Consider the following 26,903-nt stretch of genomic DNA (forward strand, 5'->3'; position numbering starts at 1 on the left):
AGATCAGCTCCTACTTACAATTTTACCAAAATTGTCTAATATTTTAAGTCCCGAATCACTGCTCTTCTCCGGGTGGAACTGGACACCGTAAATATATGGTTCTTCTTTGAGCACAGCACCAAATTCTGTACCATACATTACACTGCCCAACACGGACTGCTGGTTTTTAGGAACAGCATAATAGGAATGAACGAAATAAAAATAGTCCCTGTTTTCAATACCGCAGAATAGAGGGTCTTCTCGGCAGAGCATCAGCCGGTTCCAGCCCATATGGGGGATTTTTAATTTACCCTGAAATTTTACCACTTCTCCAGGAAACAGTCCCAGCCCTTCCCCCTTTTGACCGGTACCCTCCTGGCTTTTGTCCAGAAGGAGCTGCAATCCCAGGCAGATCCCTAAAAGCGGCACCCCCTGCCGGGCCTGAACTTTCACTGCCTCTCCCAGGCCCCCTTCATTTAAATTCTGAACGGCCTGGCTGAAAGCGCCCACTCCCGGCAGAATTATTCCATTGGCCTTCCTGATATCCATTATTTTATTGGTCACCAGGGTACTATAGCCCATGCGAGCAAAACCATTTTGTACACTCTGCAAGTTGCCCATACCGTAATCTACAATGGCGATCAAAATAATTCCCCCATAAATTAGTTTACACCATTCTTATAGTTTCCCTTTAGTGGAAGGCACTCCCTCCACCCGGGGATCAGTCTTTAAGGCTTGATCCAAACTCCTCCCCAGTGCTTTAAAAAGGGCTTCTATAATATGGTGAGAGTTTTTTCCATGAATCAATTTCAAGTGCAGATTTATTCTTGCCTCATAGGCAAAAGCCCGAAAAAACTCCTCCAGCAGTTCAGTATCAAAATCCCCCACTTTTTCCGCAGGAATATCTACATTATAAACTAAAAAGGGCCTGTCCGACAGGTCTAATGAAACCATGACCAATGCTTCATCCATGGGCAGTATGAAAAAGCCATATCGTTGAATACCTTCTTTGCTGCCCACCGCCTTACTTAAAGACTGCCCCAGGACTATCCCGATATCCTCCACCAAATGGTGAGCATCGATCTCCAAATCTCCCGATGCCTCCAGCGTTAAGTCAAAGAAACCGTGCCGGGCCATAAGATTAAGCATATGTTCCAGAAAGGGAATTCCCGTCTGCAGCTGAGTTTTTCCCGTGCCATCCAGGTTTAAAAACATTTTAATATCCGTTTCATTAGTCTTACGCTCTATTTCAGCTTCTCTTTTATTCAAGGCTTTTCATCCTCACTTTGACCGTATTAGCGTGGGCATCCAGGCCCTCCACCTCTGCCAAAAGAATTACATCCTCCGCTGCCTCTTTCAAAGCCTGGGGTGGATAATATAATAATGTAGTCTTCTTAATAAAGTCATCCACATTTAATCCCGAAGAGAACCGAGAAGCTCCTCCGGTGGGCAGCACATGATTAGGTCCGGCATAATAATCCCCTAAGGGTTCCGGTGTATATGCCCCTAAGAATACTGACCCGGCATTTTTAATCCAGGGTAGATAAGACAGAGGGTTTTCAACAATAACCTCCAGGTGTTCCGGGGCTATGTCATTGGAAACCCTAAAAGCCTCCGCCAAATCCTTTACAGTAATTATGGCTGAATGCTCCCTCAAGGACTTTTCAATGATTCCCTGCCGATTCATCTGAGGAAGCTGTATCTTCAAAGAATCCAAAACTTTTCCCGGCAATTCCGGGTTTGATGTAACTATAAAATTGGCTGCCAGAGGATCATGCTCCGCCTGAGACATAATATCTGCAGCAATAAACTCAGGATTAGCCGAATAGTCTGCGATAATCAGCAGTTCACTGGGACCTGCCAGCATGTCTATATCCACATCTCCATAAACCATTTTTTTGGCCAGGGTAACATAGATATTGCCTGGTCCCACAATCTTATCCACCACCGGCACGGTACCAGTGCCATAGGCAAAGGCCGCAACCGCCTGAGCTCCGCCCATTTTATATATTTTTTCTACCCCTAGCTCTACAGCTGCAGCCAACGTGTACGGATTAATATTTCCGTCATTACCCGGGGGCGTGCAAACAAATATTTCCTTCACCCCGGCAATTTTTGCGGGAACTACGTTCATCAAAACTGACGAAGGATATGAGGCGGTACCCCCGGGGACATATGCTCCAATTTTTTCCAAGGGAATTACCATCTGTCCCAGCATGATCCCAGATTCCTCATTACTAATAAAGGAATTTCTAGCCTGACGCCGGTGAAACTTCTCTATATTTTCAAGGGCCTTATGTAAGGCTTTTAAAAAATCAGTACCTGCCTTTTTTACGGCCTTCTTTTTTTCTTTTTCCTCCACCATCAGGTTTTCCAAAAGACAACCATCATATTTCAGGGCTAATTCCAACAATGCCTCATCGCCACGTTTCCTTACATCTGCGATGATTTTTTTAACTACCTTTTCCTCTTTTTCCCATGAACCTATATTCTTTCGAGGAGAAGTTTTTTCCCATTCCTCTTTTGTAAATACTTTTAGCATAACCTTTCACCTCGCTTTGCTTTACCTTGGTAAAGCGATAAAGTAACAGCTATGGGTATTTTAACACCTTCTTTATTCCCTGTCAACTGATGCAACAATCAGCAGATTTTTCTAATTATTTCACCTTCATTTAACTCTCTATCTTTTATGTACGGTCTTCCCATTTTAGTAAATACAGAACTTTGACACCTTATCACTTCAGAGTCAAAACATAAAAAAGCCGCTACTTATTAAACAAAACGGCGGCACAATAACTTTATCTAAAAAATAAATACCCTTATAAATGAAGATAACAACCAGTATTAAATATCTTCTAATACCAGGGAAAGAACATCATTAGGGGTATCGTCTTGAATACTAACCCAATAAACTCCATTTCCTTTTTGATAAAAATAGTTAACCCAGTCCTTGCTTTCTGCTCGATACACTTTTATTCCATTGTCATAGTATACTTCATAGTTAAAAAATTTTTCATTTTTAGGTATTGCTTGGGTCATTTTTTTAATAAGATCTCTAGCATCTTCTTCATGATAAGATTCTGTAATCCAGATTATAGCCTGCCGGGTTCCAATTTGGTAATGGGGGATATAGGCCCTGGCGATATCAATAGTAGTCCCTTGAAATCTCTGGACGTTGGCCAGGGCTTCATCATCTTTAATAACCTTAATTAAACGCATATCTCCCAACCGCTCAGGAAATAAAGATTTATCATCTTGATAGATATTAAATTCTTCTCCCAAAGTATCTTTTCCCAGCCCACGGAAGGGAGCCTGAGTCAGCATTTGGATGTCATCTTGGTGGAACGAGTTAGGAATATTAATAATCTCTTTTTTAACCAGAGCAAACAGAAATAACAAACATAAAAAAGGAAGTAATATTTTTAACAGGTTAATTCGTCTTAGCAAAGTCATTACCCCCTTTAAAGTTACAATATTTAATTCATTTAATTCGTCACAATTTGACAAAATCCTTCTACACTAAAAATAATTCTAACCTTTACAATTTTTTAATAATATCCTCAAAATCTGGAAAAGAAATGTTGATACACTGGCTGTCTTTAATACATGTTTCCCTTTTTGCCGTCAAGCCGGCAACAGCTAAAGCCATGGCTACGCGATGGTCTCCGTGACTATTACAACTAGCCCCTTTGAGTTTTTGAGGACCGTTAATTATTAACCCGTCAGACAAAGTCTCCACACCTGCACCCATTTTACCCAGCTCATGGGCCATAGTGGCAATACGGTCACTCTCCTTAACTCTTAACTCTGCAGCATCCCGTATTTCCGTTTTCCCCTGAGCCAAAACTGCAGCCACCGTGAGAACCGGAATTTCATCAATGAGACGGGGGATTAAACTTCCTCCAATGCTGACACCCTTCAATTGCGCCCCTTTAACTCGTATGTCTGCGATAGGTTCCATATTCTCCAGCCTTTTATTCTCCAGGGCAATATCTGCTCCCATATCCGCCAAAACCTCCAAAAGTCCAATGCGAGTAGGATTTACTCCCACATTTAACACCGTTACATCTGAACCCGGCAGAAGGGCAGCAGCAGTAATAATATAGGCAGCAGAGGAAAAATCACCGGGCACCTTTACCCTTTTGCCTGAAAAACGATATCCTCCCTGTATTTCTACTTTTAAATCCTGTTTGTTAATTGGAACACCAAAATATTGGAGCATCTTTTCAGTATGATCCCGGGAAAGAGTCGGCTCAATTACTGAAGTAACCCCTCTGGCAAAAAGGCCCGCCAGCAGGACACAGGACTTTACCTGGGCACTGGCCACAGGGGATTGGTAATTTATCCCATTTAAATCCCCTCCAATCACCGTCAGGGGTAACAGACCAGACTTAATTCTTCCATAGAACCTGGCCCCCATCTGCTCAAGAGGATTCACAACTCTTCCCATGGGCCTGTTCCTCAAAGAAGAATCCCCCGTAATTACACTGTAAAAAGGGTTTCCCGCCAGAATTCCCAGGAGTAATCGGGCAGTTGTTCCTGAGTTACCAGCATCTAAAACATCCCCGGGTTCTTTTAGACCCTGTAAACCCTTTCCCTGAATGGTTACTTTTTCTCCCTCTATATCAATACATATTCCCATTTCCCTGAAACATGTTATAGTTCGGGAGCAATCTTCTCCCTGCAGGAAGCCTTCAATTTCTGAAGTACCTTCTGCCAAAGAACCAAAAATAACAGCCCGGTGAGATATAGATTTATCTCCAGGGACCTTAACTTTTCCCCGAATAAAGGGTTTGGGTTGAATTTTCAATTCCATTTTCCCTCTCCTTTTTTTAAGAAACTAACGCACAACAACCTGAAACCCTTCAGCTTTTAGAGTCTTAACAGCTCTGTCCCTTTCCTCCAGAATGGAGAAACTAAAACGTATAGAGCCTCCCTCTTCTTCTCTACTTTTTAAAATTTCTATGTCTTTAATATTAATATCATTATTTCCGAACAGAGTAGCCATTTTTCCAATTACTCCGGGAACATCCCCTACCAATACCACCAGATCGTAAATGCCGGGCAGCAAACCTTTAACCCTTTTGGGAATGTTTAACCGGGTTTTACGGGCTCTTTCAAATTCTTTTACCAGGTTTTCCCCGTCTTCCTCCTCTAGCATCTGTTCAAACACCTGTATTTTTTCTTTAAAAGCATCCAAGATTTCTAAAATCATCTCCCGGTTGGAAAGGAAAATATCCCTCCACATAAATGGGCTGCTCATGGCAACTCGAGTGGTATCCCTGAACCCCCCGGCAGCTAGAAATAGAGCCTTACCCATATCCACACCGATTTCAGGCAGAGTGTTTACCAAAATTACCGCAGCCAGATGAGGCAGATGGCTTACTGACGCCACCAGCAGATCATGCTCCCGGGGATCCATTACCAAACCTTGTGCCCCTATCTCCTCTACCATCAGTTTTAAGGTCTGCAGGGCGGTGAGATTAGTGCTCTCAGTGGCCGTCAGAACATATATGGCATTCTCCAGCAGGTAGGGATTGGCAGCCTCCACCCCAGATTCTTCAGAACCCGTCATGGGATGCCCCCCCACAAAATAGATTTCTGCGGGCAAAAATTCCTCAACCTTTTCTGTAATCTCCCCTTTAGTGCTGCCCAGGTCTGTAATGATGCATCCGGTTTTTAAAAAAGGTAAAATTTCTTTAATAACCGGAAGGCTCACCCCTACCGGTGCCGCCAACACCACCAGTTCCGCATTTTCTACCGCCTGTGAAAGGTGAACTGTCCCTTTATCCACAGCCCCCAGCATCAGAGCATTTTCTATTTTCCCCTGGTCCCGAAATACCCCGACTACTTCCTCGGCCAGGCGTCGATTTCTCAGAGCCATCCCCAGGGATCCGCCCATTAACCCAACTCCTATGATTGCTACTTTCCCAAATAATACCTTTTCCACAGATAATTCTCCTTTATAAAAACCTTGAAACTTAAGTCATCGTTGACCCAAACAAAAATGCGGCTTAGTTAACTCCCACCACTCCCGAGACTAAAACTATAGATATTATACTTACATGGTGCGGTCCACACTGGCCGCGACCCGCCCCAATTCCTGCATTAATTCTTTAAACTGCCCTGGGTTTAGGGACTGAGGCCCATCACATAAAGCCCTTTCCGGGTCAGGATGAACTTCAATCATCAACCCGTCTGCTCCGGCGGCGATGGCGGCCTTACACATGGAGCTAACCAGCCGCCGCTGTCCGGTGCCGTGGCTGGGATCTACAATCACCGGCAGGTGACTTAGACCCTTGACTATAGGAATTGCACTTAAATCCAGAGTATTGCGGGTGTAAGTTTCAAAGGTCCGGATTCCCCTCTCACAAAGAATTACATTGTAATTGCCTCCGGACATCAAATACTCTGCGGCCATCAGCCATTCTTCTATGGTAGCAGAAAGTCCCCGCTTCAAAAGGACCGGTTTGCGGGTCTGACCCAGTTCCCTTAAAAGATGAAAGTTCTGCATATTCCGGGCTCCCACCTGCAGTATATCCGAATATTTTTCCACCAGAGGGACACATTGGGGATTCACCACCTCAGTAACGATACAGAGACCGGTTTTCTCCCGGGCTTCCGCCAAAAGCTTCAACCCCTCCTCCTCCATGCCCTGGAAGGCATAAGGAGAAGTGCGAGGCTTATAAGCTCCGCCCCGTAAAACATCGGCACCAGCCTCTTTAATAGAAGCTGCTATCTGCTTCACCTGCTCTTTACTTTCCACAGCACATGGACCTGCCATAACAATTAATTTTTCAGCCCCAATTTTTACACCGTTTAAGTTTATAATAGTATTCTCCTGCCTAAATTCCCTGCTTACCAGTTTGAAGGGCTTAGATATGGGAACTACCTTCTCTACCCCCTCCATGGCCTCCAGACCCAGGGAATGGGCTCTGGTTCGGTCCCCGATGGCTCCGATTACCGTACGGGTCTCCCCTTCCGAAAGGTGAATGCCAAACCCAACCTGTTTAAGCCTTGCCAACACATCATCAACTTGTTCTTTTTTTGCCCCCGGATTCATGACAATAATCACTTTTAATTCCCTCCTCTAAACTATAAACAAATTCCGGCTGAATTTATTATTTCCAACACAGAGCTTGTTCATTTTGTAATGTGTAAAAGTTTTAATGCCGTAAAAAAAAGCCATATACTAAAAAAAGCCTACATCCCCATAGGGACGAAAGCTGTTCTTCCGCGGTGCCACCCTGATTGGCTGAAATAAAATCCAACCCACTTAAGTAAGGTACGAAAGGGCTTAACCCTTCTTATACCCCCCCCTTTGTAACGGCAGGAGAACCCGTCAAAGCCTAACGGCCGATGGTCTTTAAACCAGCAGCTTTCGGTTTGCCTCTCCCAGGTGTATTCGGCATGAACCCGGCACCGGGGTCTCAGCACCCCCCGGCTCTCTTCAGCCTTATTCATACTTACTCTTCCCAGTCATCGAATTAACGATTCATAATTTGAGGTTAATTTTACTACTGAAGAACCCTTTTGTCAAATGGTTTTTTGAGATATTAGTCGGATATTAGGTAAGAAATATTAATTGAAACTCCTTGCTGGTCGTATCAAAAGCAAAAATAAAACTATACCTTACATTTTTAAGGATATAGATGTTTTATTTGCTTCAACCCCAACTAATCACTCTACTCCCGGGCCAACACATCCAGCACCCGGGGGTGTATATATTCCGACACCTCTCTATTGGAGCCCCCCATAGTAATCACCACCAGTTTTCCTGAACATATCTCCTCCGCCAGTTTTTTCAACTCCCTGACTAAATCCACAAATAAGTCCCTACCCAGACCCCGGGAACCATAGTCATCTTTGTGGGTATCGTGGCCCAACAGGTGAATAATTATGTCCGGCCCAAATGTCCGAGCCCTGGGGAAGAACTCACTCCTTACCTTTTCCAGGTACTCCTCATCTGACATGATATTTCCCACCCTGACATCCACCTTGGTCCCCAGATCCTCCACCACATCCAGGTCGCAGAAGCAAACATGCAGCACCTGGCGGTCTCCCAAAAAGATTTCCCGGGTGCCGTCACCGTGATGACTATCGGTGTCTATTATAGCCGCCCGGACCCCTTCATGTTTCTGCTGTAAATTAGCTAAGGCCGGGCCAGTGGATGAAATGTAGGTGCCCCCCCAGGCATTGAAATAACCTGCGTGGTGTCCCGCTGCCACGTTAAATACCAGAGCATTTTTCAGCTCTCCCCGATACACCTTTTCCGCCGCCTCCACACAACCCCCCACTGAAAAAAGGGCTCCCTGAGCATAGTCCTGCCGAAAAAGGCCCTCCACCAGCTGCGCCTCATGTACCTGATATAAAAGGAGATTGCTAACTTTTTGAGGCTCTATTAAAACCACTTCCGGCAGACCAAGGAACTTGTCCATTATTTTAGGAAAATTTTTAAATTTATGACCCATTACCGGCCAGAACTTCTGGCTGAATATTTCATGAAAAAAAACCCCGGTTTTCATGGCATCCCCTCTCATCCACCAATTCCCACTTATTTCTGCTATTATACTATCTCAACAGAGTCTCCCTTTTTAACCTTCCCCTCTGAAACAACTTTACAAAATGACAACCAACCCATAATTATAATTAATTGTAATGCCGGCTTTAGGTTTATAAGCTACAGAATCAGTTAGGAGGGACAGGCCCCTTGTCCCTCCTGTCCCCCTGCCCCACTTTAACTACTCCCCGTTTTCCTCTTTTTTATTCTCTCCGTCTTTAGCACCCAGGTTGAACTTGGAAATAATGTCCGGAGCCATTTCAAAAAGCTTCTCCAAGGAACCCCTTCCGGAGAAAGGAATAACGCTTACTTCCCCATCTTTAATTACCAGCATGGCATTGGGGCTGATTTTACAGCCAGCTCCGGCACCACTGCCGGTCCCCTCTTGACCACCCTGATCTTTCCCTCCGCCTCCGCCTCCGCCCAGGCCGAAGGATACGCTGATAATAGGTACTAGAGTGACTCCACCCACCTCAATGGGTTCACCCACTACAGTTTCCGTTTTTAATGTTCTTTCCAGCTTCTCAAAAAGTGAAGTCAAAACATCGTTTATTTCCATTTTTTATCTCCTCCTTATAATCTTCATTTTTTTGTCTTTCTTATGGATAGATACCCGTAAAACCAGGTTCAGGTTGCAGTTTTATATATTTTTTTTTGCTTCCTCCACTGGCGCCAGATTTCCAATGTCCTTTTGGAAAACAAAAACTTCAGCAGGCGAAACAGCACAGCCCCCGGAACCATTTTCCCTTCTAGATTAACTTCTAGGTCATAGTGCTCTCTGTCCCAGAGAGGCTGTAATTCAATACGAAAAATATTGCAAAGGCTTTTAAAAGACCAGAGGAAGGCCAGGAGCCAGCCCAGAAGGTGAGGTTCCTCCAGTCCTATTTCTCCACGGATTTCCAACTTCTCAGGCTTTAGTATCCCCAAAAGGTCCCAGAGTAATGACAGCATATGTTCCAGAGTGCTTCTTTTCATAAATACTTTTATAAACTTACTAGAATCCTTTTGGGATGAAGACTCTTTCTCCTTCTGTTTTTTATTCTCCTTTTTTTTCCTGGGCTTTTTCTCTTTTTGTTCTCCGGGGTTTACCTGGAAGCTAAAGGGTATAAAAAGAAACTTTAAATGGACCCTGGCCTCCTGTGGGCAGTAGCTAAAAAGAAAAGAATAAAGAGGCATCTGAGAGACCCCGCCCTGGGCAAAAAACTCTTTCCCATAACCGGCTTTCACCCGATAAGTAAGGGGCAGGAGAAGTACTGTCAGCAGAAGAAAAGCCAGCACTACGGCTAAAGCCAGCAGCAGGAATAATAATATTTTCAACCATATCGCCCCCTAGCTTCCTATGATATTTAAAATGCGATATTTCTTCAGACTTTTCTTAAAGGATTTCTGCTGACTCTCTACGACATTTTGAAGCACTTTGCTGCCGGGCAAATATCTCATGAAACCCACAGTTTTTTTCAAATTACGATAATGCAGCTCCCAAACGTCTATGCCTTTTTCTGACTTTTCTTTTTTCATTTCCTGAGGAGTAAGATATTCATCCATACACTTTTCCCGCAGTTGGGATAGCTCCGGGGGAGCCTGTATCTCTCTAAACTGATTTTTTAAATCCCAATCCAGTATTTTAAGACGGTTCAATTCCCTCCGACAGTCCCGGCAGGAACTGAGGTGGTCTTCCAAGAAAATCAATTCTAACTGGCTCAATTCACCATCTATGAAAGACTGCAGCAAAATATTATAACTTTCGCACATTTCCTATACCTCCAAAACACCGTATTCTTCTAAGTTTTTTTTCAACAAACACCGGGCCCTATGTATACTGTTTTTAACTGTCCCTATGGGCTGCTTGAGAGTAGAAGCAATTTCATCATAACTCATATTTTCCAGATACCTTAAGGTGATGGCCATCCGGTAGTTATCCGGAAGTCCCTGGAGACACCGGGCTATGGTTTCCCGGGTATCCCAAAAAATAACGTTCTCTTCCGTATTGTCCGATGAAGCCAGGGAATTGACCAGGGCCAGCTCGCCCCGGGTATTACCATTAATTGAAACCTGATTTATTGTCTTTTTGTCCCTGTGATAATTAATGCAGGTATTCACCGTAATCCTTTTCAACCAGGGCAGGAAAGGGCGCTTTTCATCAAATTTGGAAATAGAACGAAATAGTTTAATGTAGACCTCCTGCATAATGTCCAGGGATTCTTCCCGCTGTTGAGTAAACCCGTAACATATGCTGTAAAGGTAACCCTCATATTTTTTTAGAAGGGTATCAAAGGCCGCCCGTTCATAATTCTTACAACGCCTGATCAAATTCACTTCAATATCCACAGTGCTCTCCCCTTCACCACAGCCTACTATTGTTAATACCCAATAAAGAAAGTAAAGTTGCATAAATGTAAAATATATTTTTTAATCCAACAAAAAATAATAAAATTAATCCTTGTGCGATATAATTTGCCTTTTATAAAAAAAAATTGAATACTGCTTAAAGCTGTGGTACTATTAATATATAATACAATTTCAGCTATCTTTCTCCAGATTAACGAAAAAAGTATTATGACCTATATTAACCTCTTTTATTTGACTCTTTTTGTTAAGTGAACTCGTTTCAGCAAGCTGAAACATCAGGGAATCAGGTGGAGACTCTACTCCACCTGATTAAAAGCCCCACCTACGCTAACGCTTAGAGGTGGGGGTCTTATACCCTAAAAAAAAGAGATAAAAGAGTCAAAAGAGGGTTGATAGCCAATCATTTAATAAATAATATAAAAAAGGAGGAAACGCCAAAACCTTAAGTTAATTTCATAAAATATTACTTTAAAAAAACCCTCTCTTTTATTCATGTTTCCCCATTAAGAAGGAAAACACTAATTTAAACAATCTTATAAATAATAAAAGTCCTAATATGGAGGTTTATAATGAAAACTGTAATAGAACCTGTACCCTTAAGTTCTAAAGGTAAAACTTTTGTTTATTTAAATGCCCTGGGTTTAGTTGCTCTATGGGGAATCGGTATTTATGCTTTTTTGAGTTTAGCTGATCAAGTTCCCATCCATTTCGATGCTGTTGGAAAACCAACTACATATGGAAATAAATTAACTCTTTTAAACATAGCCATGGCTCTAAGTGCTTTGCCTATATTTTTTATTCTGCTGGCAAGATATCGCTTCACTTTAATAAATAAATATCCCTACCTGATTAATCTTCCGACTTTTTTCTTACATATTAATAAAATATCGCCAAAAAGACGAGGGTTTTGGGTAAACAGGTATTTTGAGATACTTCTTTTGGTAGGTGTTGTCCTCACATTTTATTTGGTTGCTCTAATGATGATGTTATTTCTAGGTGCGGCAGCAGAGAGTTTGCCCTCGTGGTTTGCTACTTTTACAATAGTACCTCCTTTGGCACTATTAATTCCAACTTTATTTCTTATGCGTACCCTGACCAAAGAACTGAAGAATGAGGCGGGTTCTTAAGTTTTACCAATTAACAATTCTACCTTAAAAGTTTTTGTTTTAACTGTTTCTCAGCTCATCAAATATTGCCTCAAGAAATTCCGTGGTCTTTAAAGAGCGGTGCTTTATCTTAATCCCTTCAACCACAATTACTGTGGGGGTTGTGTCACTTTTAACTTCTTTTACTTCCAACTTTAACATACACATTGCTTTGCTTGCTTTCATGGGATCTCTGATCAGGCTGGCACCGCATTGGATTCCATAAGCCATATCACTGCCTTCCATGAGAGTTAGAAAAGCTCTACCATTAACTATTATATTCTTTACAGTCTGATGATTTCTCAAGAGTGCCGCAAAAATAGTTCTTTCATTGGGCGCTGCCATAAGGTGAACCGGCATTGCATGTGGATTACCCTGTTCTGTTAGGCTAGATAGAACAGCAGTAGTTCGCCCTTGATTTAACATATCCACAACTTCTGAAGGCAAATAATTTCCAAGCACTTTACTCATCCTACTTCCTCCTTCAATGAATCCTTTTAAACTATACTATCATATTTAACAATTCAAGTTATCTCTTTTATATTTAAGTTATGATTATAATTAGGGACAATATTTTCTTCCGTAGCGATAAAAGAAGTCAGATCCATTGCCACTTCCGGCAGGGCCTGACTTCTATTATTATTGGTATCTTTAATTACAGCAAATCTAGTATAAGCAGCAGAGTTCTGGTGGTAGTTTTTCAGAATTTAGACTTGAAAAATTCATTAGAAAAAAAGAGCACAATGTAATGAACTGCAAAAAAATAAATACAAACGAGATAAAAGTCAAAATCACTATTCCAGGCTGTTAGTCTCGTTTACAATTATGTTTCTTACTAACTGTACAATATGATCGATATGTCTTTTTAGCTCTTCTTTGGCCTGCTCGTATTCACGTTTTTTTAAATATTCCAGAATTCTTTCGTGATACTCTAAGGAATATTGATCTGTATGGGCAGATTGAAAATATATAAATTGGTAGCGTATAAGTTTTAAACTAACTAAATTATATATAGAATTCAACTGTGAATTAGCAGCAGAAACAACCAAATTTTTGTGAAAGTCTAAATGATTTTCTATATATTTAAATGATGTCTCAGCTTCAACAGTATTTAATGGCACATTCAAAGCTGAAGCACTATCTAAAGCCGAAATCAACTGAGACAAATCTGTGCTGTTAGTTGTTTTAAGTAAATCAATTGCATAACATTCGCACATTTCTCTAATCTGAGAGGTTTCTTCGAAATCCCTTACCGACAATTCTGATACAATAACCCCTTTTCTGGGAATATTAATCACCAGACCATCTTTTTCCAGTAATCTAAAAGCCTCACGAAGAGGCGGCCGACTGACATTAAGCTTTTTTGACAGCTTATATTCATTCAGTTTTTGGCCGGGTTTAATTTTACCGAAAATTATATTTTTTCTTAGATAGTCATAAGTACTAACAGTTATGCTTATGTTCTCCGTAGGAAATCCAATATTTTCCATAAATACACCCCACATTAATATAATATCCTTTGCCACTGTCTACTGTCTATTATCTCTACTTTATCATAAATGCTTATAATAACACAAATTGTTTTGCTGCCTATTATCGGTTTAAAATAAGTGTATAAGTTTCTTTTTATGAGTTTTATCACTTCAAGCTTGCAACAGCCAACAATTTTAAACAATCTTTAAGTCTGTCACATTCTTTATTTTTAAAAATATTTGATATTCATCATCAGTTTCTTGATTATGGTCATATGCTTCATAATCAGTAGGTTTGGATTTTTCTATCTCAAGAATCCCCGTCACACTTATGGGATCAAAAGTAAACGGGAACTGTTTATCCAGGTGGACAATTAAAAAATCAAAATAATCAACCTCTTCGTTTGCACAAAAGGGGCATTCTGCCCCCGGAACCCTAATTAAGTAAAACATATCTCCACCTAATGGAGAGATAGGTGATATCCAGCCTTTAATGTTTACCATCTGGCCATCCAGGCTCTGAGCCTTTTCAGACAAAACCCGCTCTCCATTTTTAATTTCCGAAAGCTCATCAAATGTTACTTTCTCAGCTATTTCCTTTGTGCCACAACCTGCAAATAAAGAAAATACAATTATAGTTAATAATAGCAGAATGATTGGATATAACCTGTAACAATTTTTGTGTTTTTTAATCAAAGCTGTCCCCTCCCTACTGAAGAAATTTTGTTGGCTGTGTTTTATAAATACTCAATCCAGATAAAACACCAACTATAATTCCTATCAATAAAATTGCTATAACAGACACTATTTCTCCAGGAGCAACTGCAAATGCACTGATTCTAACTCCAGCTGTAAAGGCGATCCATTCGCTCACAAAATAACTAATAATATGGGCTGACAAAACACCAAAGATTGTTCCAATTACTGTTAATGTTAAAGCTTCCAGTACAACTATCTTTAAAACGATTTCTTTGCGAGCACCAAGCACCCGATAAATTGCAGCATCTTTCCTTCTCTCTGTTACAGAAGATAGAAGTGATATTAAAACAGATATTCCTGCCAAAAACATGGCAGTGTAGGCAAGCAGATTTGCTACAATAGCCCCATTGCCCAATGTGCTTAAAAGCTGTCTTAACACTTCAGCAGTATGAACTGCTTGAACTCCTGTCTTTTCATCTAAATAATTTTTAATTTCTACTTGACCTATTAATTCCTCATCGTTTAATTTTAATAGTATAGCTGTAACTTCCCGCTCATCATCATGATCATGATGTTGGTGATGGTCGTCATGGTCGTCGTGAGCACAATCATCATGGGCATGGTCATCGTGGGCACAGTCATCATGGGCACAGTCATCATGGGCATGGTCATCATGGGCACAGTCATCATGGGCACAGTCATCATGAGCATGGTCGTCATGGTGATGGTCATCGTGGGCATGGTCGTCATGGTGATGGTCATCGTGGGCATGGTCGTCATGGTGATGGTCATCGTGGGCATGGTCGTCATGGTGATGGTCATCGTGGGCATGGTCGTCATGGTGATGGTCATCGTGGGCATGGTCGTCATGGTGATGGTCATCGTGGGCATGGTCGTCATGGTGATGGTCATCGTGGGCATGGTCGTCATGGTGATGGTCATCGTGGGCATGGTCGTCATGGTCACAATCATCGTGCACCAGCCATACGCTTTCAACAGGGGTCAGTATACTTAAATCGTCTCCTCCACCAGTGCTTTCTAAAATACCAATAACTGTATATTCAAAATCATGAACATGGTCATCATCCCCAGAAGTTAAACCATGCACTCCTTTAAATGTATCCCCCAGACTAAGCCCGGTAACTTGAGCCGCAACAGAACCTAATATTGCTTCTCCAGCATCCCAGGTTATTTCATCTATGACCTCTTTAAAACTGTAATCTTCAAAATATTCATATGTGGTACCAATAATCCTAAAACCGTTGTAATTATCCCCTAAAAGCAAGGGAACGGCTTTATTTACCTTTGGATTCTCTTTAATATCCAAATATACCTCATGAGGTATATTTCCTATGGGCTTTTCATAATGAAAAAGAGTGCTCAATAACAGTTGACTTGGACTGCCCTCAGCACCAACGACAAGATCATATCCGGAACCCTGGTTAGTAATACCTTGATTCAATCCAGAGTTTATTATCAGTATAGTTAAGACAAGTGCTGTCCCCACCGCAACAGCAAAAATATTTAAAATAGTAGGAATAGGTCGGTAACGAAAATAACTATAAATTAAAGAAAAGGTGTTCATCCTATTTTTTCACTCCTTTCCGTCATAATAGCAGCATGGTTTATCTTTTCCATATCCCAAACCTCATTAAATGTTTCAACTACATACGGATTATGAGTTACTAAAAGTAGTGCTGCATTATGTTCCTGACACATATTTTTAATAAGTTCTAATATGATTCTGCCATTATTTAAATCAACATTTCCTGTAGGCTCGTCCGCTAAAATTATATTACCTTTATTTGCCATTGCCCTGGCTACGGCAACCCGTTGTTGTTCACCTCTAGATAATTCCCCCAGCTTATGATATAAGCGATTTTCTAATTTCACCTGTGCCAACAGTTCTTTTGCAAATCTAAGCTGATTTTTTTTTGGCATAGTTCCGACAAAATACATAGGCAGCAGTATATTCTCTAGAGCGGTAAGACTAGGCACCAGGTTAAAGTTCTGAAAAATATAGCCTATATTCATTACGCGGAAAATATCCCGTTGAGCTTCGTTCAAACCATAAATGTCCTGACCATTAATCATCACTTTTCCCTCTGTGGGCATACTCAACCCGGCAATAGTATTTAATAAAGTAGTTTTACCTGAACCACTGTGCCCGATTAAAGCAACTTGCTGTCCCTTTTGAAGAATAAGTAAAGGTATCTTTAAAACTTCTAATGAAGCATCTCTGTTTTTATATTCTTTTCTAAATTCTTTTAATTCCAGAAGGCTTTTCATATTCGTTATCCTTTCTAGTTAAAAGTATTCCTTACATATTCTAAATACTAGCCACAACAAGGGGCAATAACCCAGACAATTTTCCACTCAGAGCTTATATTTTCAAACACTATTTTAAACCATATCACTCCATTATCACTAATAACATCTACAACAGCTTGATTTTCATCAGACCCAAAAACCGCAGATTCATCTGTAACATTTTTATAAGTAAAAGTATAATAATTTATAATATCATGTAAACTAGTTAGATGCTGCTGCAGGCTGTCTACAATACGAGGATCAGTGCAATATGTTTTAGCTTCATCCACATCAACTGCTATTAGGCTCTGCACAAATAATTCCGCAACTTGTTCGGGGCTTTTGGTATCTTTTCCCTGCCCATCACTACAGCCAATCACGCTAATAACTATAAGCAATAAGACTAATAACAACCTTCCAGTCCTCATAAATTCAATCCTCCTAACGGCCTGTGTTAAGTAATTCACACAGTAATCTTTATTTTTAAAAATAAACCTTGTGAGTTCCTAAGAGCACTTACTTGTCCTTAAAAACCTAAACACATGAAAGCCGCCATTTAATAGACAAAAGAATATTTAAACATAAACAATAATAAATAAGTTTCACTCCTACTAACATAAGGCTACCAAAGACAATATTTATTGTCAAGCATTATTAGTGACATCCTCTTCGTGTCAATAGACCCCAAGGGTTCCCGCCGATATTCCTAAAGTTAACATTTCTAACTACAAAGCGGTAATGCTTCTATTACCTTGGAGCATTACCGCTTTTTTTGTCTGCTCTCATTCCATTAACCAAAACTTGGAGCAGTTGCTAATGCTTGTTTCTGTTGAATATTATAAAAAGGCAGCTAAAATTCGGCTGAAAAAATCCATTGGATAAATCAACAAATTAAATGAATATTACAACATCATACTTAATCTTTTGGTTTCTCTTGCAATCATCAGCTCTTCGTTAGTAGGAATAACAAATACTTTAAATGAAGAATTATCAGTGCTGATTTCGGCTTCTACACCTCTGATGTCATTTTTATCTTTATCAATCTCGATCCCCGCAAAGTTCAAATAATTACAAACTCTTTCCCGGATGGTATTCGAATTTTCACCTATTCCGGCAGTGAATACAAGAGCATCAATTCCCCCCATTACCATGTAATAAGAGCCTATATATTTAACTATATTATAAACAAATACTTCTAGTGCCATTTTAGCCCGTTGGTTTCCTTCTTCTTCAGCCTGCTCCAAATCACGAAAATCACTACTTACTGCTGATAAGCCCAGCACACCAGATTTCTTATTTAGCAAGTTGTTAATTTCATCAAGATTTAAATTTTCTTTATCCATAATAAAAGGTACTATGGCCGGATCAAAGCTGCCGGTCCTGGTTCCCATTACTAAGCCTTCAAGTGGCGTTAATCCCATTGATGTATCCACGGACATACCATTTTTAACTGCTGCAATGCTGGCCCCATTACCTAAGTGAAGGGTGATAATTTTTAACTCCTCTAAAGGTGTTTTGAGAATTTGTGCAGTTCTTTCTGCCACATATTTATGAGAAGTTCCATGAAAACCGTAACGACGAATACCATACTTTTCATACAATTCATAGGGTAAACCGTATAAATAAGCTTTCCTGGGAATTCTTTGATGAAACGCTGTATCAAAAACACCTACCTGTACCGTATCATGAAAATACTCTTTGGCCGCTTCTACTCCTAAAATGTTAGGTGGATTGTGTAGAGGTGCCAGTTCAGAACATTTTTCAATTACACTCAAAACCTTATCATCAATAACCATTGAATCAGAAAAATCTTCTCCACCATGAACGATTCTATGTCCAACGGCCTTAATCTCTGACAAATCCGTCAGCATGCCAAATTCTTTATCCTGCAAAGCATCCACCAGTAAACTTATAGCTTCCTTATGATTGTTAACATCTTTAACTATTTCTAACTCTTTTATTTCTTCCGCCAATATTTTTTTATGACTAAACTTAGAACCGGCTGATCCAATACGCTCCACTAATCCTTTTGCCAGGACATCTTCATTTTCCATATTAAAAACTTGATATTTTAAAGATGAGCTGCCACTATTTAATATCAAAACTTTCACCAGGCTTACCTCCTATTACTACATCATCCAATTACAATTTTAAGGACGCTCGTTTTTTACTCGCTGTGCAAGCATCTTTTGAAACAAGCGCCCCCATGACAAGTGCATTGAAAGCATTAATTAAATATAATTCTTTTCCTTTAAAATCTCCAGCGCTTTATCTTTATCTTCTTCCGCAACCTGCACAATGGGACCTGTACAACCCATTCCGCTTTCTGCATAAATTTTGTTTTTCCATAGAGACTGTACTGCATCTTCAATTTCCAATATTTCGATTCCTGGGATTTCTTCCGTTACGACTTTTTGAGGAGGAGCCGCAACTTTTTCTTCCTGCTCTGTGGCAGGCTTGCTCTTTAAGGAATCAAGAGCTTCAGCCCATCCGGCTTTCCTAACAGAGGTGAATTCTTCTTTTACTTTGCTTACTACATTCCCACTGGCAGACTCTGCTGCAAACTTTAAGGCTCCTGCTATTACTGGAGCTCCTGAAGCCCGGGATATAATACAAATCACTTTTTTGTAGTCTTCTCCTATGCCAGGGCCATAACCGTATCCTAGAGCTTCATATTTTCCTCCGGTTACATATGCGGAGAATATTTTCATAAAAATATTACCTGAAAGACTATCAGTTACCATAATATCCGGAGTACCCATGATAAGGTCATTCCCCCTCATAACAACGCCCTCGTCAGACCTCCCGGAATTTGCAAAGTTTATGGGGTAACCTTTTTCCTTTAACTGCTTTAATATTCTTTCCACCTGCCTGGCCCCGTCAACATTTAATATCCCAACACTGGGATTTTCATTTCCGCAGGCTTTAGCCGTGGCTATGGCATAAATTGTGTTTTTTAACATGGATATTATCCTGTCAGTATCGGATACCCCTGTGGTTGTGGCAATATACATGTCCTTTCCCCTGGCAGGAGTGATTACTCTTCCTACCGTTGATACTCCCAAGGGAAAATTATAATGCATGGTAACCGAGGCTTCAATTTCTCCTGATGCAAGCATTTTATCCATCAATTCGTGGGCTTCTTCTTCACTGCTTGCCTCCACCACTTCAAGGTCAGTTTGTACTCCGCTTCCTATTACAACTATCTCAATGTCAGGATTTTTATCTTGAGCAAGCTGTGCTCCCAACATTACTTCTTCTACACCCAGTTCACTGCCATAAATAGTAATGCCAACTCTGGTCTTCTTTTGACTGAACCCAAATTCTAAAGAATCAGCCGTATCCTCCAGTACACGGGCAAGCGTTTGTATCGCTAATTTTTCACTCACAGTGATCACTCCTTCAGCGAGTTCGCACAGTCACGTAATAGTTTAGCAACCGTTTTTCTTACTTCTTCTTCTCCTGAGAATTCCTTTTCTATTCCGGTATTTTCTTCAAGAACAAAAGAAATACCGTCAAACTGATTGGTCATTCTGCCTAAGAACAGACTTCCTTTACCTATAATCAACCCTCTTTTAATTTTTCCCTCCAGGATCCAATCCCGACAATGACCTACAAAAGGTACTCCCGAAGGAACGTGCCCCTGGGTAGGAGCAAAACCAGGCATACCAAACTTTTCTACAGATGCCATTAAATTTTCTTTTAGTATTTGTCCTTTTTGTACGCCCAAAGCAGCTATCATTTTAAAATTACCCTGGGGAATATTTCCTGCTCCTGCTGGTTCTGTTAATTCCGGGTTATGCAATTCAGCCGCAAATCGGTCAACGTCCGTAATTTCGTAACCAAGTGTTTGCAGAGGTTCTAAAACAACTGCACTCATGGAGGCAACCGGAGAACTACCGGAACCTATTTTATGCCTGCCAATAGCATCAGTACGAATAACAGGATTTACTCCGTCATTTTCAGTGATATGGATAGCAAATGCCCCCATCATGTCTTCCAGTATGGGCATGCCCTTTTTCAGGTGCTCTCTTGAATTCATGCCCAATTTGGCAGTAGAGCCTCCTCCAACCACCACTACATTTTTGAAAATACCTGACTGTACCAGGCCTGAAGCCTGGACTATAGCATGGACAGGAGCTGAACAAAAGCTTCTTGTATCTGATCCGGTAGCATTTAGACAGCCGCACATTTCAGCGATAGCCTTGGCAAGATTTCCTCCGCCTCTTTGATTCATATCTCCAACTGCTTCTTCAGAACATTCAATAATGTAATCAACATCTTCTGGCCGCAGGTCATTCTTTTTGAAGTGAAGCAGTATAGTATATGCGGCAGTAGCCTTGGAAACAAGATTTTCCACCATTGCCTCACTTGATAAAGCATGGTCATAGGGATGAGCTGCCTTTACACAACCCACCAGTTGTGTTCCATTACTTAAAGGTTGGGCTCCTTTATTTTTGATAAGTTCCTCTATTTCTTCAATTGCAGCAGCATTTCCATTAAGGACTTTAAAATTACCAAGAGCAGCTATATCGGAATCGGCTGACAATTTTTCCCTGATTGTTTCCTGAAATTTCTCTTCCAGTACTACCAGATTGAAAACATCAGCAATTTTTACCAGTCCGATTAATTCATCCTCTTCTATAATCGCCCCAAATTTACCATCTTTTTTTGCATCACTTAAACCATTTTCATACCAGGGACGAGGAATTTCTTTCAGGTCATCAGGAGAAATATTGCCTATAAATGCCTGGTTTGGAGCATAACTTACTGCCTGTTCAAAGCTCCTTAACTGCTTAGAAAGCTCTGAATAATATTTTTTAGTTGGGTCGTTCCTGTATTCTACCGTTTGAGTCGTGCCATGATTCAAAAGTGTTCCCCTGGCATGTATAAGAGCATAACTGGCTCCTTTTATAACCGGGTATCCCATATTTGACACCTCCAGAAAATAATGTAATCGTGATAAGGGCAATGTTCATTACCCTTATCAATAACCATCATTTAAGCTCGATACGCTTTAACTTCCGCAATTACCTGATCCACTTCCAGTATCATTTCCATAGTACCAACGTGTTCCTCATAAACATCAGCGTCAACAAATTCCTTTAATTCAAATATGTGATACACTGGGAGCTCTAACTGAACTCCACCCAACGGACCTGCAAAAGTAGGATCACCATTCGTTACGGTTTCGGCTGTAAGGCCAGCAGTTTCTGCTTCAGCACTGCCGAGAATAACCATAATATTCTCTTTACCGTATTTATTAGCTATTTCCAAAACTTTTGACTGATTCTCAAGGTCCATTGCTCCTGCAGCTGTTCAGACAAAACACTCGGTAGATGAAAACACAACTTCAACATTTAAAGAGCCGACACACTGCTCGATAGTTAGTGCAGGCACACCATCCCGGTCGCCTAAAATTATTAATTTTTTCCCGTCAAGCATTTTTTACCCTCCTTTACTTTGTTACCTCTATTAGTTTGGATTCAACATCATTAATATCAAATTCTTTACTCAGTTCGGATACTTTCATCCCCCCTTTGTAAATCGCTACCGTAGGCACTCCCATCACTTTTTGCCCAATGGCAAGTCTCCTGTTTCCTGCAATATTTAATTTGCAGAACTTTACCTTACCGTCATATTTTTTAGCCAATTCAACCAACTCAGGCAGCAATTCCTTACACGGGCCGCATTGTGTACTCCAAAAATCAACCAATACTACTCCTTCTTCCTGCAATACCTCTTTTTCAAAATTATCTTTATCTAATTCAAGCATACTTTGGCTCCTCTCAAATTTATATAAGAGACTAAAAATTTTTTAGAATAGACCTGACATCCTCCATACTAAAGCTCCCGGATAAACGATTGATCACCTGACCTTTTTCAAAAAATAAAACGGTGGGAACTTCCTTAACATCATATCTGGAAGCCAGTTCTTGTTTTTTACTTACTTCAATTTTTGTAATTGTAACGCTGCCTTCTGTTTCATTCACTATTTTCTCTACTTCTTCTAAAACAACAGCGCTCTCCTTTTTATCCATTGACCAGAACCCTACTGCCACAGGTTTTTGGGAATTCAGAACTCGCTCTCTGAAATCCTCCTGTTCTTCCATGTATTTTTCCGCAGCTACCGCTGCTATGGCCCCATCGCTTACTGCGGTTACCACCTGACGCAGATATTTATTTCTTACATCTCCCACTGCATAAATCCCTTCAACCGACGTTTCCATCTTGTCATCTGTAACAATCCAACCATGACTATCCAGTTCAATCAAATCAGAAAGAAATGACGTTTTGGGTTCTATCCCTATGAAAACAAAAACTCCATCAGTTGTATGTTCTGAGAGTCCACCATCTTTTAGGTTTCTTAAAACAAGGGTTTCTACAATCCCGTCCCCCTTGATTTCCTCTACTGTTGAATGGCATATCCAGGATATTTTAGGATTGGCCAGGGCTTTTTCTACACTCACTTTGTTAGCACCAATTTCAGTCATACCCCGCCTTATTACTATCGTCACCTTTTCAGCAAACTTAGTAAGATACATAGCTTCTTCAATTGCTTTATCACCATTTCCTATAACCATAACTTCCAACTCTTCAAAGAAACTAGCATCACAAGTTGCACAGTAGGAAACGCCTTTTCCTGTCAATTCCTTTTCCCCTTTTGCCCCTAAAAAACGAGGTTTTGCTCCCAGTGCAAGGATAACAGTTTTAGCATAATACTTCTTGCCGCTCTTTGTGACAGCTACCTTTAAATTGTCTTCCAATTCTATTTTTATAACTTCTTCCTTTTCAATTTGCAGGCCGAAATCCTTGGCATGTTCCGCCATTGAACCAACAACTTCAGTTCCCTTACTCCCCCTGCGAAATCCAGGATAGTTTTCCAATTCTTCATATTCAACAACCTGTCCACCCAAAGACCCTTTTTCCAGCATTAAAGTCTCAAGCTTAGACCTTCCGCAGTATATACCTGCAGCCAATCCCCCAGGACCTCCACCTATAATCAAGGCATCCCAAATCTCTTGATTCAAATTGTTTCACCTCTTATCTCAAAAATCACGACTTACCGGCTATCTGTTTCCGGCAGAATGTAAAATGTTTTTGCACCAGCAGCTTAACTGTATTTTTAGAAGTGAAGAGAACAGTTCTATCCCTTTAACCATGTTACCTTTAACACAGCTTGTCCAGAACCGTCCCCACACTTCACCAGTTTTGATCTAGCTTAAATTTCTATTACTATAAAGTTGCGATCGTCGGTCCTTCAACCTCTGTCTGCAATAACTCCAGAGCCTTTAAAACATACTTACGTCGTAAATTTTTTTCTTTTTCACTATCTTCCAGCTTAGGATTGCCTGTCGGGTGAGGAACAGCATCTCCGACTACAATTCTGTTTACCCCCAACATCTCTGCAATGTTAGGAATAGCTGTTATCTGAACTACAGGAATACCCGCCTTTTCGATACTTCTAGCCATCGTTGACCCGCAACGAGTACTAGTTCCTCACGTAGATGTAAGGATAACTGCATCAACAGTTCCCCTCTTTATAATTTCATCAGCTATCTCTGCACCATTATCTTCACAGGCCTTAGCAACTGTGGTACAGGCCGGCATAGAGTAGAATGTGTCGTGCACTTTCCCAAGCTTCCCTTCACTAACCAAATCCTTCAGTACATCATACGGTACTAACCTATCAGGACTTTGCAGAACATAGTCATTGAAATAGCCTGCATGAATCACTTCATAATTCTCGAAAAGTTCATCAATTTTATAGGCTCCCCAGCGAAGATTACTTCTGGTGGTCATTCCATCAGGATTCCCCTTTGGCACCAGGCCTCCATCGCTGACAAAAGCAATTTCACTGGTACTAAAATCCTTAACAGCTGAAGGAATCTCAAAGTTTTCAAATACCGGAGGAACTACTTCAGTCTCAAAGGGTTCCCCTTTTAGTTTTTGCAGCAGCTTTTCGACACTTCTTTCAGCTACAGTCTTTTCGCAAAACTCATTTCTCAACATGTCCCGGGAGAAGTAGTTAAATTCCTCAGGTTTCGGTAATTTTTCTAAGGTTACCAGGTTTGATACTTCTTCTTCAGAAATAACTCTGAAAGCTAACTTTGCCATATTTTTCAAAACAGCAACCATCTCTCTGCTGTGATTGCCGGTCTTGCATATAAAGGCATGCTTCCTGTACATTTCCATACCGGGAACTTCCTCATTCATTCCCGTTATAACAGGAATGCCTAATTCTTCACCCACCGCTTTACACATCGCACCACAGGCAACACTATACCTTCCGGCAGCAAAAGCAGGGCCAGCAAAAAACAAATCAGGCTTATATGATGCGACTAATTTTAAACCCTCTGCTGCATTCTCCTCGGGGTGAGCCGCGAAATAGTCATCACCGCAAATAACTGTGGCTATAATTTCAGCTTCATCTCCAAACTCTCTTTGTAATGACATACCGGGACCCACAGGACCTTCTTTAACAACAAAACCTTCCTTGGCTTGTTCTTCCCCGCCGACCTGGCCAAAAAACTGATTAAGATAGTGAACTACTCTTTTTTTAACCATAATTACACCTCTCCTTTCACGCTTAATATTCTTTAACGACTACCTTTGCACTTCCGGTATGATCATGAACTCCGGCAAGCAGATACTGTTCAACATCAATTTCAGGGTCACCCGCATACTGAACAACAGGTTCCGGATGATATATTCTAGTCTCAGCTGTCCCTCCCAGAAACTTCTCCGCTTTAAAAGGCACTTTAGTTCTTTCAAAGGGGGCACAGGAGGTTATAATCAAATCCAGTGATTCTGAATTAAACAAAATAGTATCAGACAAAGTGCCCACAGCAGTCAGTGGAGTAGTAAATACAGCAGTTTTAACGCCAAGCTTTTCACATTCTTCCCCTGTAGCAGAAATGTCAATGTGGGGCATTCCACCTAAAATCTTAACCAGAATCGCTCCGTCTGCCCCTAATACATTTTTAATTAAATTAGCAGACATGCAGGCACAGCGTTCTCTCGATTCAGCATTCATGTTTGCAGATACAGCAACCACACCCACAAAATTTAATGTCTTTCCATGGTTCTTTAACAGCTCTTTAATAACCCCATGATTTTGAATACTATAGGTATCAATAGCTTTAAGAGCATTCCACCCTACAAACCCACCGTCTAAGATTTCATTTGGATGATACACTGTAGGAACCATGTTAGTAAGAGCGGTTCCATAAACTATGCGGTCCGATACTGCGAGGTAATCAAACTGTGGGCTGTATGCCTGATAATAACAGGCTACCCGGGGAAGATTGTTATCAAGATTAGGAATATCCAGATCATAGACTTCCACCTGGCTGACCGGGTGTCCTTCTGCACCTTTAGCAAGATAGACTGCTGTCAAAAGCCCTGCATTTTTAACAGCATCTTCAAAATCTCTTTCCTCTACCCCATCTGCAGCATATAGAGCAATACTGACATTCTTCATTTTTCCATAGGGGCTCAGTTCAGCAGCGGGACCGCTCATGTCAAGCAGCCCACTCTCTCTTCTGTTGGTGCTGGGATTGGAGACTATTACTGCAACCCCTTTTAAAGACCTGGTCTTTCCATCCCCTGCAATTTGCATCTTGTTAATAAATCCGGGAAAGTCAGCATTTTCTTTATCAACCTTGCAGCGAGGCTGTACAACGTCCTGAACGTTCAAAATTCGTGTTTTATCACCGGGATAAACCAAATTAATATCTACAGATGCTATCCTGGAATCTCCAAGAATTAGTTCCTCTAGTTCCTTTAGATTAACATACAATACACAGTCTTCGGCAAATGTCTTTGAACCCTCTTGAATATCATTAATTTCAATGGATTCTAACTCTAATCTCATCTGTTCTCATCTCCTAACATACAAGAATAAAAAACATAATCTAAAATCTACTAAATATTTTCCAAAATCCTTAAGTAAAATCAATTTTGACTGTAAGGGATCTTCTTTATTATTTTTGGCTGCACTCTCACATCCTTTCTCCACCGGATATGCTGTGACCGCCCAGAATAAGACTTTGCTCAGTTATTTAACGTTTACTGGATGGCGGCCGCCGTTTAAATTACTTGATTTTAACTAAAAATCTGCTTAACATTTGCCATTCATCGAAAAATACCTGAAGGGCTCCCGAGGATGTTCCATATACTCCACACTATTATATCTTAAATGCTCTTATTGTCTACTGTCTATTGTCTACACTTTAACATACGCGCTTTTGATAACACAAGTTATCTTATTACTTGTTATAACTCTTTAGGGTTTTTAATTGACAATTAGCTTTCTATATCTATGTATTTTGTCGTTTTTCTTAAACGTCTAACTAACTTTAATTTTCACAAACCTTGTTAACCATC

27 protein-coding genes and 1 other annotated feature are annotated in these 26,903 nt (G+C 40.7%); of the genes, 1 reads left to right on the plus strand and 26 read right to left on the minus strand.

Annotation, left to right across the window (positions count from 1 at the left end; translation table 11 throughout):
* Nucleotides 1-3 precede the first annotated feature (3 nt).
* The 12 genes from hisH to HUE98_RS12850 form a co-directional block, all read right to left on the minus strand.
* Nucleotides 4-624 (minus strand): imidazole glycerol phosphate synthase subunit HisH, encoded by a 621-nt coding sequence (gene hisH / locus HUE98_RS12795; protein ID WP_241421019.1) that lies wholly within the window; start codon nucleotides 622-624, stop codon nucleotides 4-6.
* A 33-nt stretch (nucleotides 625-657) separates the two neighbouring features.
* On the minus strand, nucleotides 658-1,248 hold the full coding sequence (gene hisB, locus HUE98_RS12800) for an imidazoleglycerol-phosphate dehydratase HisB (protein ID WP_320415611.1): 591 nt from the start codon (nucleotides 1,246-1,248) through the stop codon (nucleotides 658-660).
* Complete coding sequence (gene hisD, locus HUE98_RS12805; RefSeq protein WP_241421020.1) at nucleotides 1,241-2,521, minus strand: histidinol dehydrogenase; 1,281 nt, start codon at nucleotides 2,519-2,521, stop codon at nucleotides 1,241-1,243. The genes hisB and hisD overlap by 8 nt, the downstream gene beginning before the upstream one ends.
* Nucleotides 2,522-2,823: 302 nt before the next feature.
* Nucleotides 2,824-3,432: a hypothetical protein gene (locus HUE98_RS12810; RefSeq protein ID WP_241421021.1), complete on the minus strand. Its 609-nt coding sequence runs from the start codon at nucleotides 3,430-3,432 to the stop codon at nucleotides 2,824-2,826.
* 85 nt (nucleotides 3,433-3,517) lie between these two features.
* Nucleotides 3,518-4,795, minus strand: coding sequence for a 3-phosphoshikimate 1-carboxyvinyltransferase (gene aroA, locus HUE98_RS12815; protein ID WP_241421022.1), 1,278 nt, complete (start codon nucleotides 4,793-4,795; stop codon nucleotides 3,518-3,520).
* A 24-nt stretch (nucleotides 4,796-4,819) separates the two neighbouring features.
* Nucleotides 4,820-5,929, minus strand: a complete 1,110-nt coding sequence (locus HUE98_RS12820) for a prephenate dehydrogenase (protein ID WP_241421023.1) — start codon at nucleotides 5,927-5,929, stop codon at nucleotides 4,820-4,822.
* Between the two features lie 111 nt (nucleotides 5,930-6,040).
* On the minus strand, nucleotides 6,041-7,054 hold the full coding sequence (gene aroF / locus HUE98_RS12825; protein ID WP_241421024.1) for a 3-deoxy-7-phosphoheptulonate synthase: 1,014 nt from the start codon (nucleotides 7,052-7,054) through the stop codon (nucleotides 6,041-6,043).
* A 137-nt stretch (nucleotides 7,055-7,191) separates the two neighbouring features.
* Nucleotides 7,192-7,471 (minus strand) — a binding site (T-box leader).
* Nucleotides 7,472-7,664: 193 nt separating this feature from the next.
* Complete coding sequence (locus HUE98_RS12830) at nucleotides 7,665-8,504, minus strand: arginase family protein (RefSeq protein ID WP_241421025.1); 840 nt, start codon at nucleotides 8,502-8,504, stop codon at nucleotides 7,665-7,667.
* Between the two features lie 216 nt (nucleotides 8,505-8,720).
* On the minus strand, nucleotides 8,721-9,098 hold the full coding sequence (locus HUE98_RS12835) for a GerW family sporulation protein (protein ID WP_241421026.1): 378 nt from the start codon (nucleotides 9,096-9,098) through the stop codon (nucleotides 8,721-8,723).
* Nucleotides 9,099-9,166: 68 nt separating this feature from the next.
* Nucleotides 9,167-9,856 carry a hypothetical protein gene (locus HUE98_RS12840; protein WP_241421027.1) on the minus strand — a complete coding sequence of 230 codons (690 nt, stop codon included), beginning with the start codon at nucleotides 9,854-9,856 and terminating at the stop codon, nucleotides 9,167-9,169.
* Between the two features lie 12 nt (nucleotides 9,857-9,868).
* On the minus strand, nucleotides 9,869-10,291 hold the full coding sequence (locus HUE98_RS12845; RefSeq protein ID WP_241421028.1) for an anti-sigma factor family protein: 423 nt from the start codon (nucleotides 10,289-10,291) through the stop codon (nucleotides 9,869-9,871).
* 3 nt (nucleotides 10,292-10,294) lie between these two features.
* Entirely contained in the window at nucleotides 10,295-10,867 is a 573-nt protein-coding gene (locus HUE98_RS12850; protein ID WP_241421029.1) for an RNA polymerase sigma factor, read from the minus strand.
* A 590-nt stretch (nucleotides 10,868-11,457) separates the two neighbouring features.
* Here HUE98_RS12850 and HUE98_RS12855 point away from each other — a divergent pair.
* On the plus strand, nucleotides 11,458-12,015 hold the full coding sequence (locus HUE98_RS12855) for a DUF1648 domain-containing protein (protein ID WP_241421030.1): 558 nt from the start codon (nucleotides 11,458-11,460) through the stop codon (nucleotides 12,013-12,015).
* Nucleotides 12,016-12,054: 39 nt separating this feature from the next.
* Here HUE98_RS12855 and HUE98_RS12860 read toward each other — a convergent pair whose 3' ends face one another.
* The 14 genes from HUE98_RS12860 to HUE98_RS12925 all read right to left on the minus strand — a co-directional run bounded on the left by HUE98_RS12860 (nucleotide 12,055) and on the right by HUE98_RS12925 (nucleotide 26,391).
* A complete protein-coding gene (locus HUE98_RS12860; protein WP_241421031.1) occupies nucleotides 12,055-12,504 on the minus strand; it encodes a pyridoxamine 5'-phosphate oxidase family protein in 450 nt (149 codons plus the stop codon).
* A 323-nt stretch (nucleotides 12,505-12,827) separates the two neighbouring features.
* Nucleotides 12,828-13,523: a GntR family transcriptional regulator gene (locus HUE98_RS12865; RefSeq protein WP_241421032.1), complete on the minus strand. Its 696-nt coding sequence runs from the start codon at nucleotides 13,521-13,523 to the stop codon at nucleotides 12,828-12,830.
* A gap of 177 nt (nucleotides 13,524-13,700) precedes the next feature.
* Nucleotides 13,701-14,201: a hypothetical protein gene (locus HUE98_RS12870; protein ID WP_241421033.1), complete on the minus strand. Its 501-nt coding sequence runs from the start codon at nucleotides 14,199-14,201 to the stop codon at nucleotides 13,701-13,703.
* A 13-nt stretch (nucleotides 14,202-14,214) separates the two neighbouring features.
* On the minus strand, nucleotides 14,215-15,789 hold the full coding sequence (locus HUE98_RS12875; protein WP_241421034.1) for an ABC transporter permease: 1,575 nt from the start codon (nucleotides 15,787-15,789) through the stop codon (nucleotides 14,215-14,217).
* Complete coding sequence (locus tag HUE98_RS12880; protein WP_241421035.1) at nucleotides 15,786-16,493, minus strand: ABC transporter ATP-binding protein; 708 nt, start codon at nucleotides 16,491-16,493, stop codon at nucleotides 15,786-15,788. The genes HUE98_RS12875 and HUE98_RS12880 overlap by 4 nt, the downstream gene beginning before the upstream one ends.
* 47 nt (nucleotides 16,494-16,540) lie before the next feature.
* On the minus strand, nucleotides 16,541-16,942 hold the full coding sequence (locus tag HUE98_RS12885; RefSeq protein ID WP_241421036.1) for a hypothetical protein: 402 nt from the start codon (nucleotides 16,940-16,942) through the stop codon (nucleotides 16,541-16,543).
* Between the two features lie 474 nt (nucleotides 16,943-17,416).
* Nucleotides 17,417-18,625, minus strand: a complete 1,209-nt coding sequence (locus tag HUE98_RS12890) for an acetate/propionate family kinase (RefSeq protein ID WP_241421037.1) — start codon at nucleotides 18,623-18,625, stop codon at nucleotides 17,417-17,419.
* A 120-nt stretch (nucleotides 18,626-18,745) separates the two neighbouring features.
* Complete coding sequence (gene grdD / locus HUE98_RS12895) at nucleotides 18,746-19,903, minus strand: glycine/sarcosine/betaine reductase complex component C subunit alpha (RefSeq protein ID WP_241421038.1); 1,158 nt, start codon at nucleotides 19,901-19,903, stop codon at nucleotides 18,746-18,748.
* Between the two features lie 5 nt (nucleotides 19,904-19,908).
* Nucleotides 19,909-21,444 (minus strand): glycine/sarcosine/betaine reductase complex component C subunit beta, encoded by a 1,536-nt coding sequence (grdC, locus tag HUE98_RS12900; RefSeq protein WP_241421039.1) that lies wholly within the window; start codon nucleotides 21,442-21,444, stop codon nucleotides 19,909-19,911.
* Nucleotides 21,445-21,515: 71 nt separating this feature from the next.
* Nucleotides 21,516-21,959, minus strand: a complete 444-nt coding sequence (gene grdA / locus HUE98_RS12905; protein WP_241421040.1) for a glycine/sarcosine/betaine reductase complex selenoprotein A — start codon at nucleotides 21,957-21,959, stop codon at nucleotides 21,516-21,518.
* Between the two features lie 13 nt (nucleotides 21,960-21,972).
* Nucleotides 21,973-22,290: a thioredoxin family protein gene (locus HUE98_RS12910; protein WP_241421041.1), complete on the minus strand. Its 318-nt coding sequence runs from the start codon at nucleotides 22,288-22,290 to the stop codon at nucleotides 21,973-21,975.
* A gap of 31 nt (nucleotides 22,291-22,321) precedes the next feature.
* A complete protein-coding gene (gene trxB, locus HUE98_RS12915; protein WP_241421042.1) occupies nucleotides 22,322-23,545 on the minus strand; it encodes a thioredoxin-disulfide reductase in 1,224 nt (407 codons plus the stop codon).
* Nucleotides 23,546-23,750: 205 nt separating this feature from the next.
* Nucleotides 23,751-25,082 carry a glycine/betaine/sarcosine/D-proline family reductase selenoprotein B gene (locus HUE98_RS12920; RefSeq protein ID WP_241421043.1) on the minus strand — a complete coding sequence of 444 codons (1,332 nt, stop codon included), beginning with the start codon at nucleotides 25,080-25,082 and terminating at the stop codon, nucleotides 23,751-23,753.
* 22 nt (nucleotides 25,083-25,104) lie between these two features.
* The gene (locus tag HUE98_RS12925) at nucleotides 25,105-26,391 is read right to left on the minus strand and encodes a glycine/sarcosine/betaine reductase component B subunit (protein WP_241421044.1); all 1,287 of its coding nucleotides are present in this window, start codon (nucleotides 26,389-26,391) and stop codon (nucleotides 25,105-25,107) included.
* Nucleotides 26,392-26,903: the final 512 nt, after the last annotated feature.

It is taken from the genome of Candidatus Contubernalis alkalaceticus (assembly GCF_022558445.1).
GTDB classification, from domain to species: domain Bacteria; phylum Bacillota; class Dethiobacteria; order SKNC01; family SKNC01; genus Contubernalis; species Contubernalis alkaliaceticus.

Coding starts and splice junctions, on each gene's coding strand:
- HUE98_RS12925 (WP_241421044.1), bottom strand. CDS start 26,391: ATGAGATTAGAGTTAGAATCCATTGAAATTAATGATATTCAAGAGGGT.
- HUE98_RS12830 (WP_241421025.1), bottom strand. CDS start 8,504: ATGAAAACCGGGGTTTTTTTTCATGAAATATTCAGCCAGAAGTTCTGG.
- HUE98_RS12835 (WP_241421026.1), bottom strand. CDS start 9,098: ATGGAAATAAACGATGTTTTGACTTCACTTTTTGAGAAGCTGGAAAGA.
- HUE98_RS12875 (WP_241421034.1), bottom strand. CDS start 15,789: ATGAACACCTTTTCTTTAATTTATAGTTATTTTCGTTACCGACCTATT.
- HUE98_RS12880 (WP_241421035.1), bottom strand. CDS start 16,493: ATGAAAAGCCTTCTGGAATTAAAAGAATTTAGAAAAGAATATAAAAAC.
- HUE98_RS12845 (WP_241421028.1), bottom strand. CDS start 10,291: ATGTGCGAAAGTTATAATATTTTGCTGCAGTCTTTCATAGATGGTGAA.
- aroA (WP_241421022.1), bottom strand. CDS start 4,795: ATGGAATTGAAAATTCAACCCAAACCCTTTATTCGGGGAAAAGTTAAG.
- grdC (WP_241421039.1), bottom strand. CDS start 21,444: ATGGGATACCCGGTTATAAAAGGAGCCAGTTATGCTCTTATACATGCC.
- HUE98_RS12885 (WP_241421036.1), bottom strand. CDS start 16,942: ATGAGGACTGGAAGGTTGTTATTAGTCTTATTGCTTATAGTTATTAGC.
- HUE98_RS12855 (WP_241421030.1), top strand. CDS start 11,458: ATGAAAACTGTAATAGAACCTGTACCCTTAAGTTCTAAAGGTAAAACT.
- HUE98_RS12910 (WP_241421041.1), bottom strand. CDS start 22,290: ATGCTTGAATTAGATAAAGATAATTTTGAAAAAGAGGTATTGCAGGAA.
- HUE98_RS12810 (WP_241421021.1), bottom strand. CDS start 3,432: ATGACTTTGCTAAGACGAATTAACCTGTTAAAAATATTACTTCCTTTT.
- hisD (WP_241421020.1), bottom strand. CDS start 2,521: ATGCTAAAAGTATTTACAAAAGAGGAATGGGAAAAAACTTCTCCTCGA.
- HUE98_RS12865 (WP_241421032.1), bottom strand. CDS start 13,523: ATGGAAAATATTGGATTTCCTACGGAGAACATAAGCATAACTGTTAGT.
- HUE98_RS12860 (WP_241421031.1), bottom strand. CDS start 12,504: ATGAGTAAAGTGCTTGGAAATTATTTGCCTTCAGAAGTTGTGGATATG.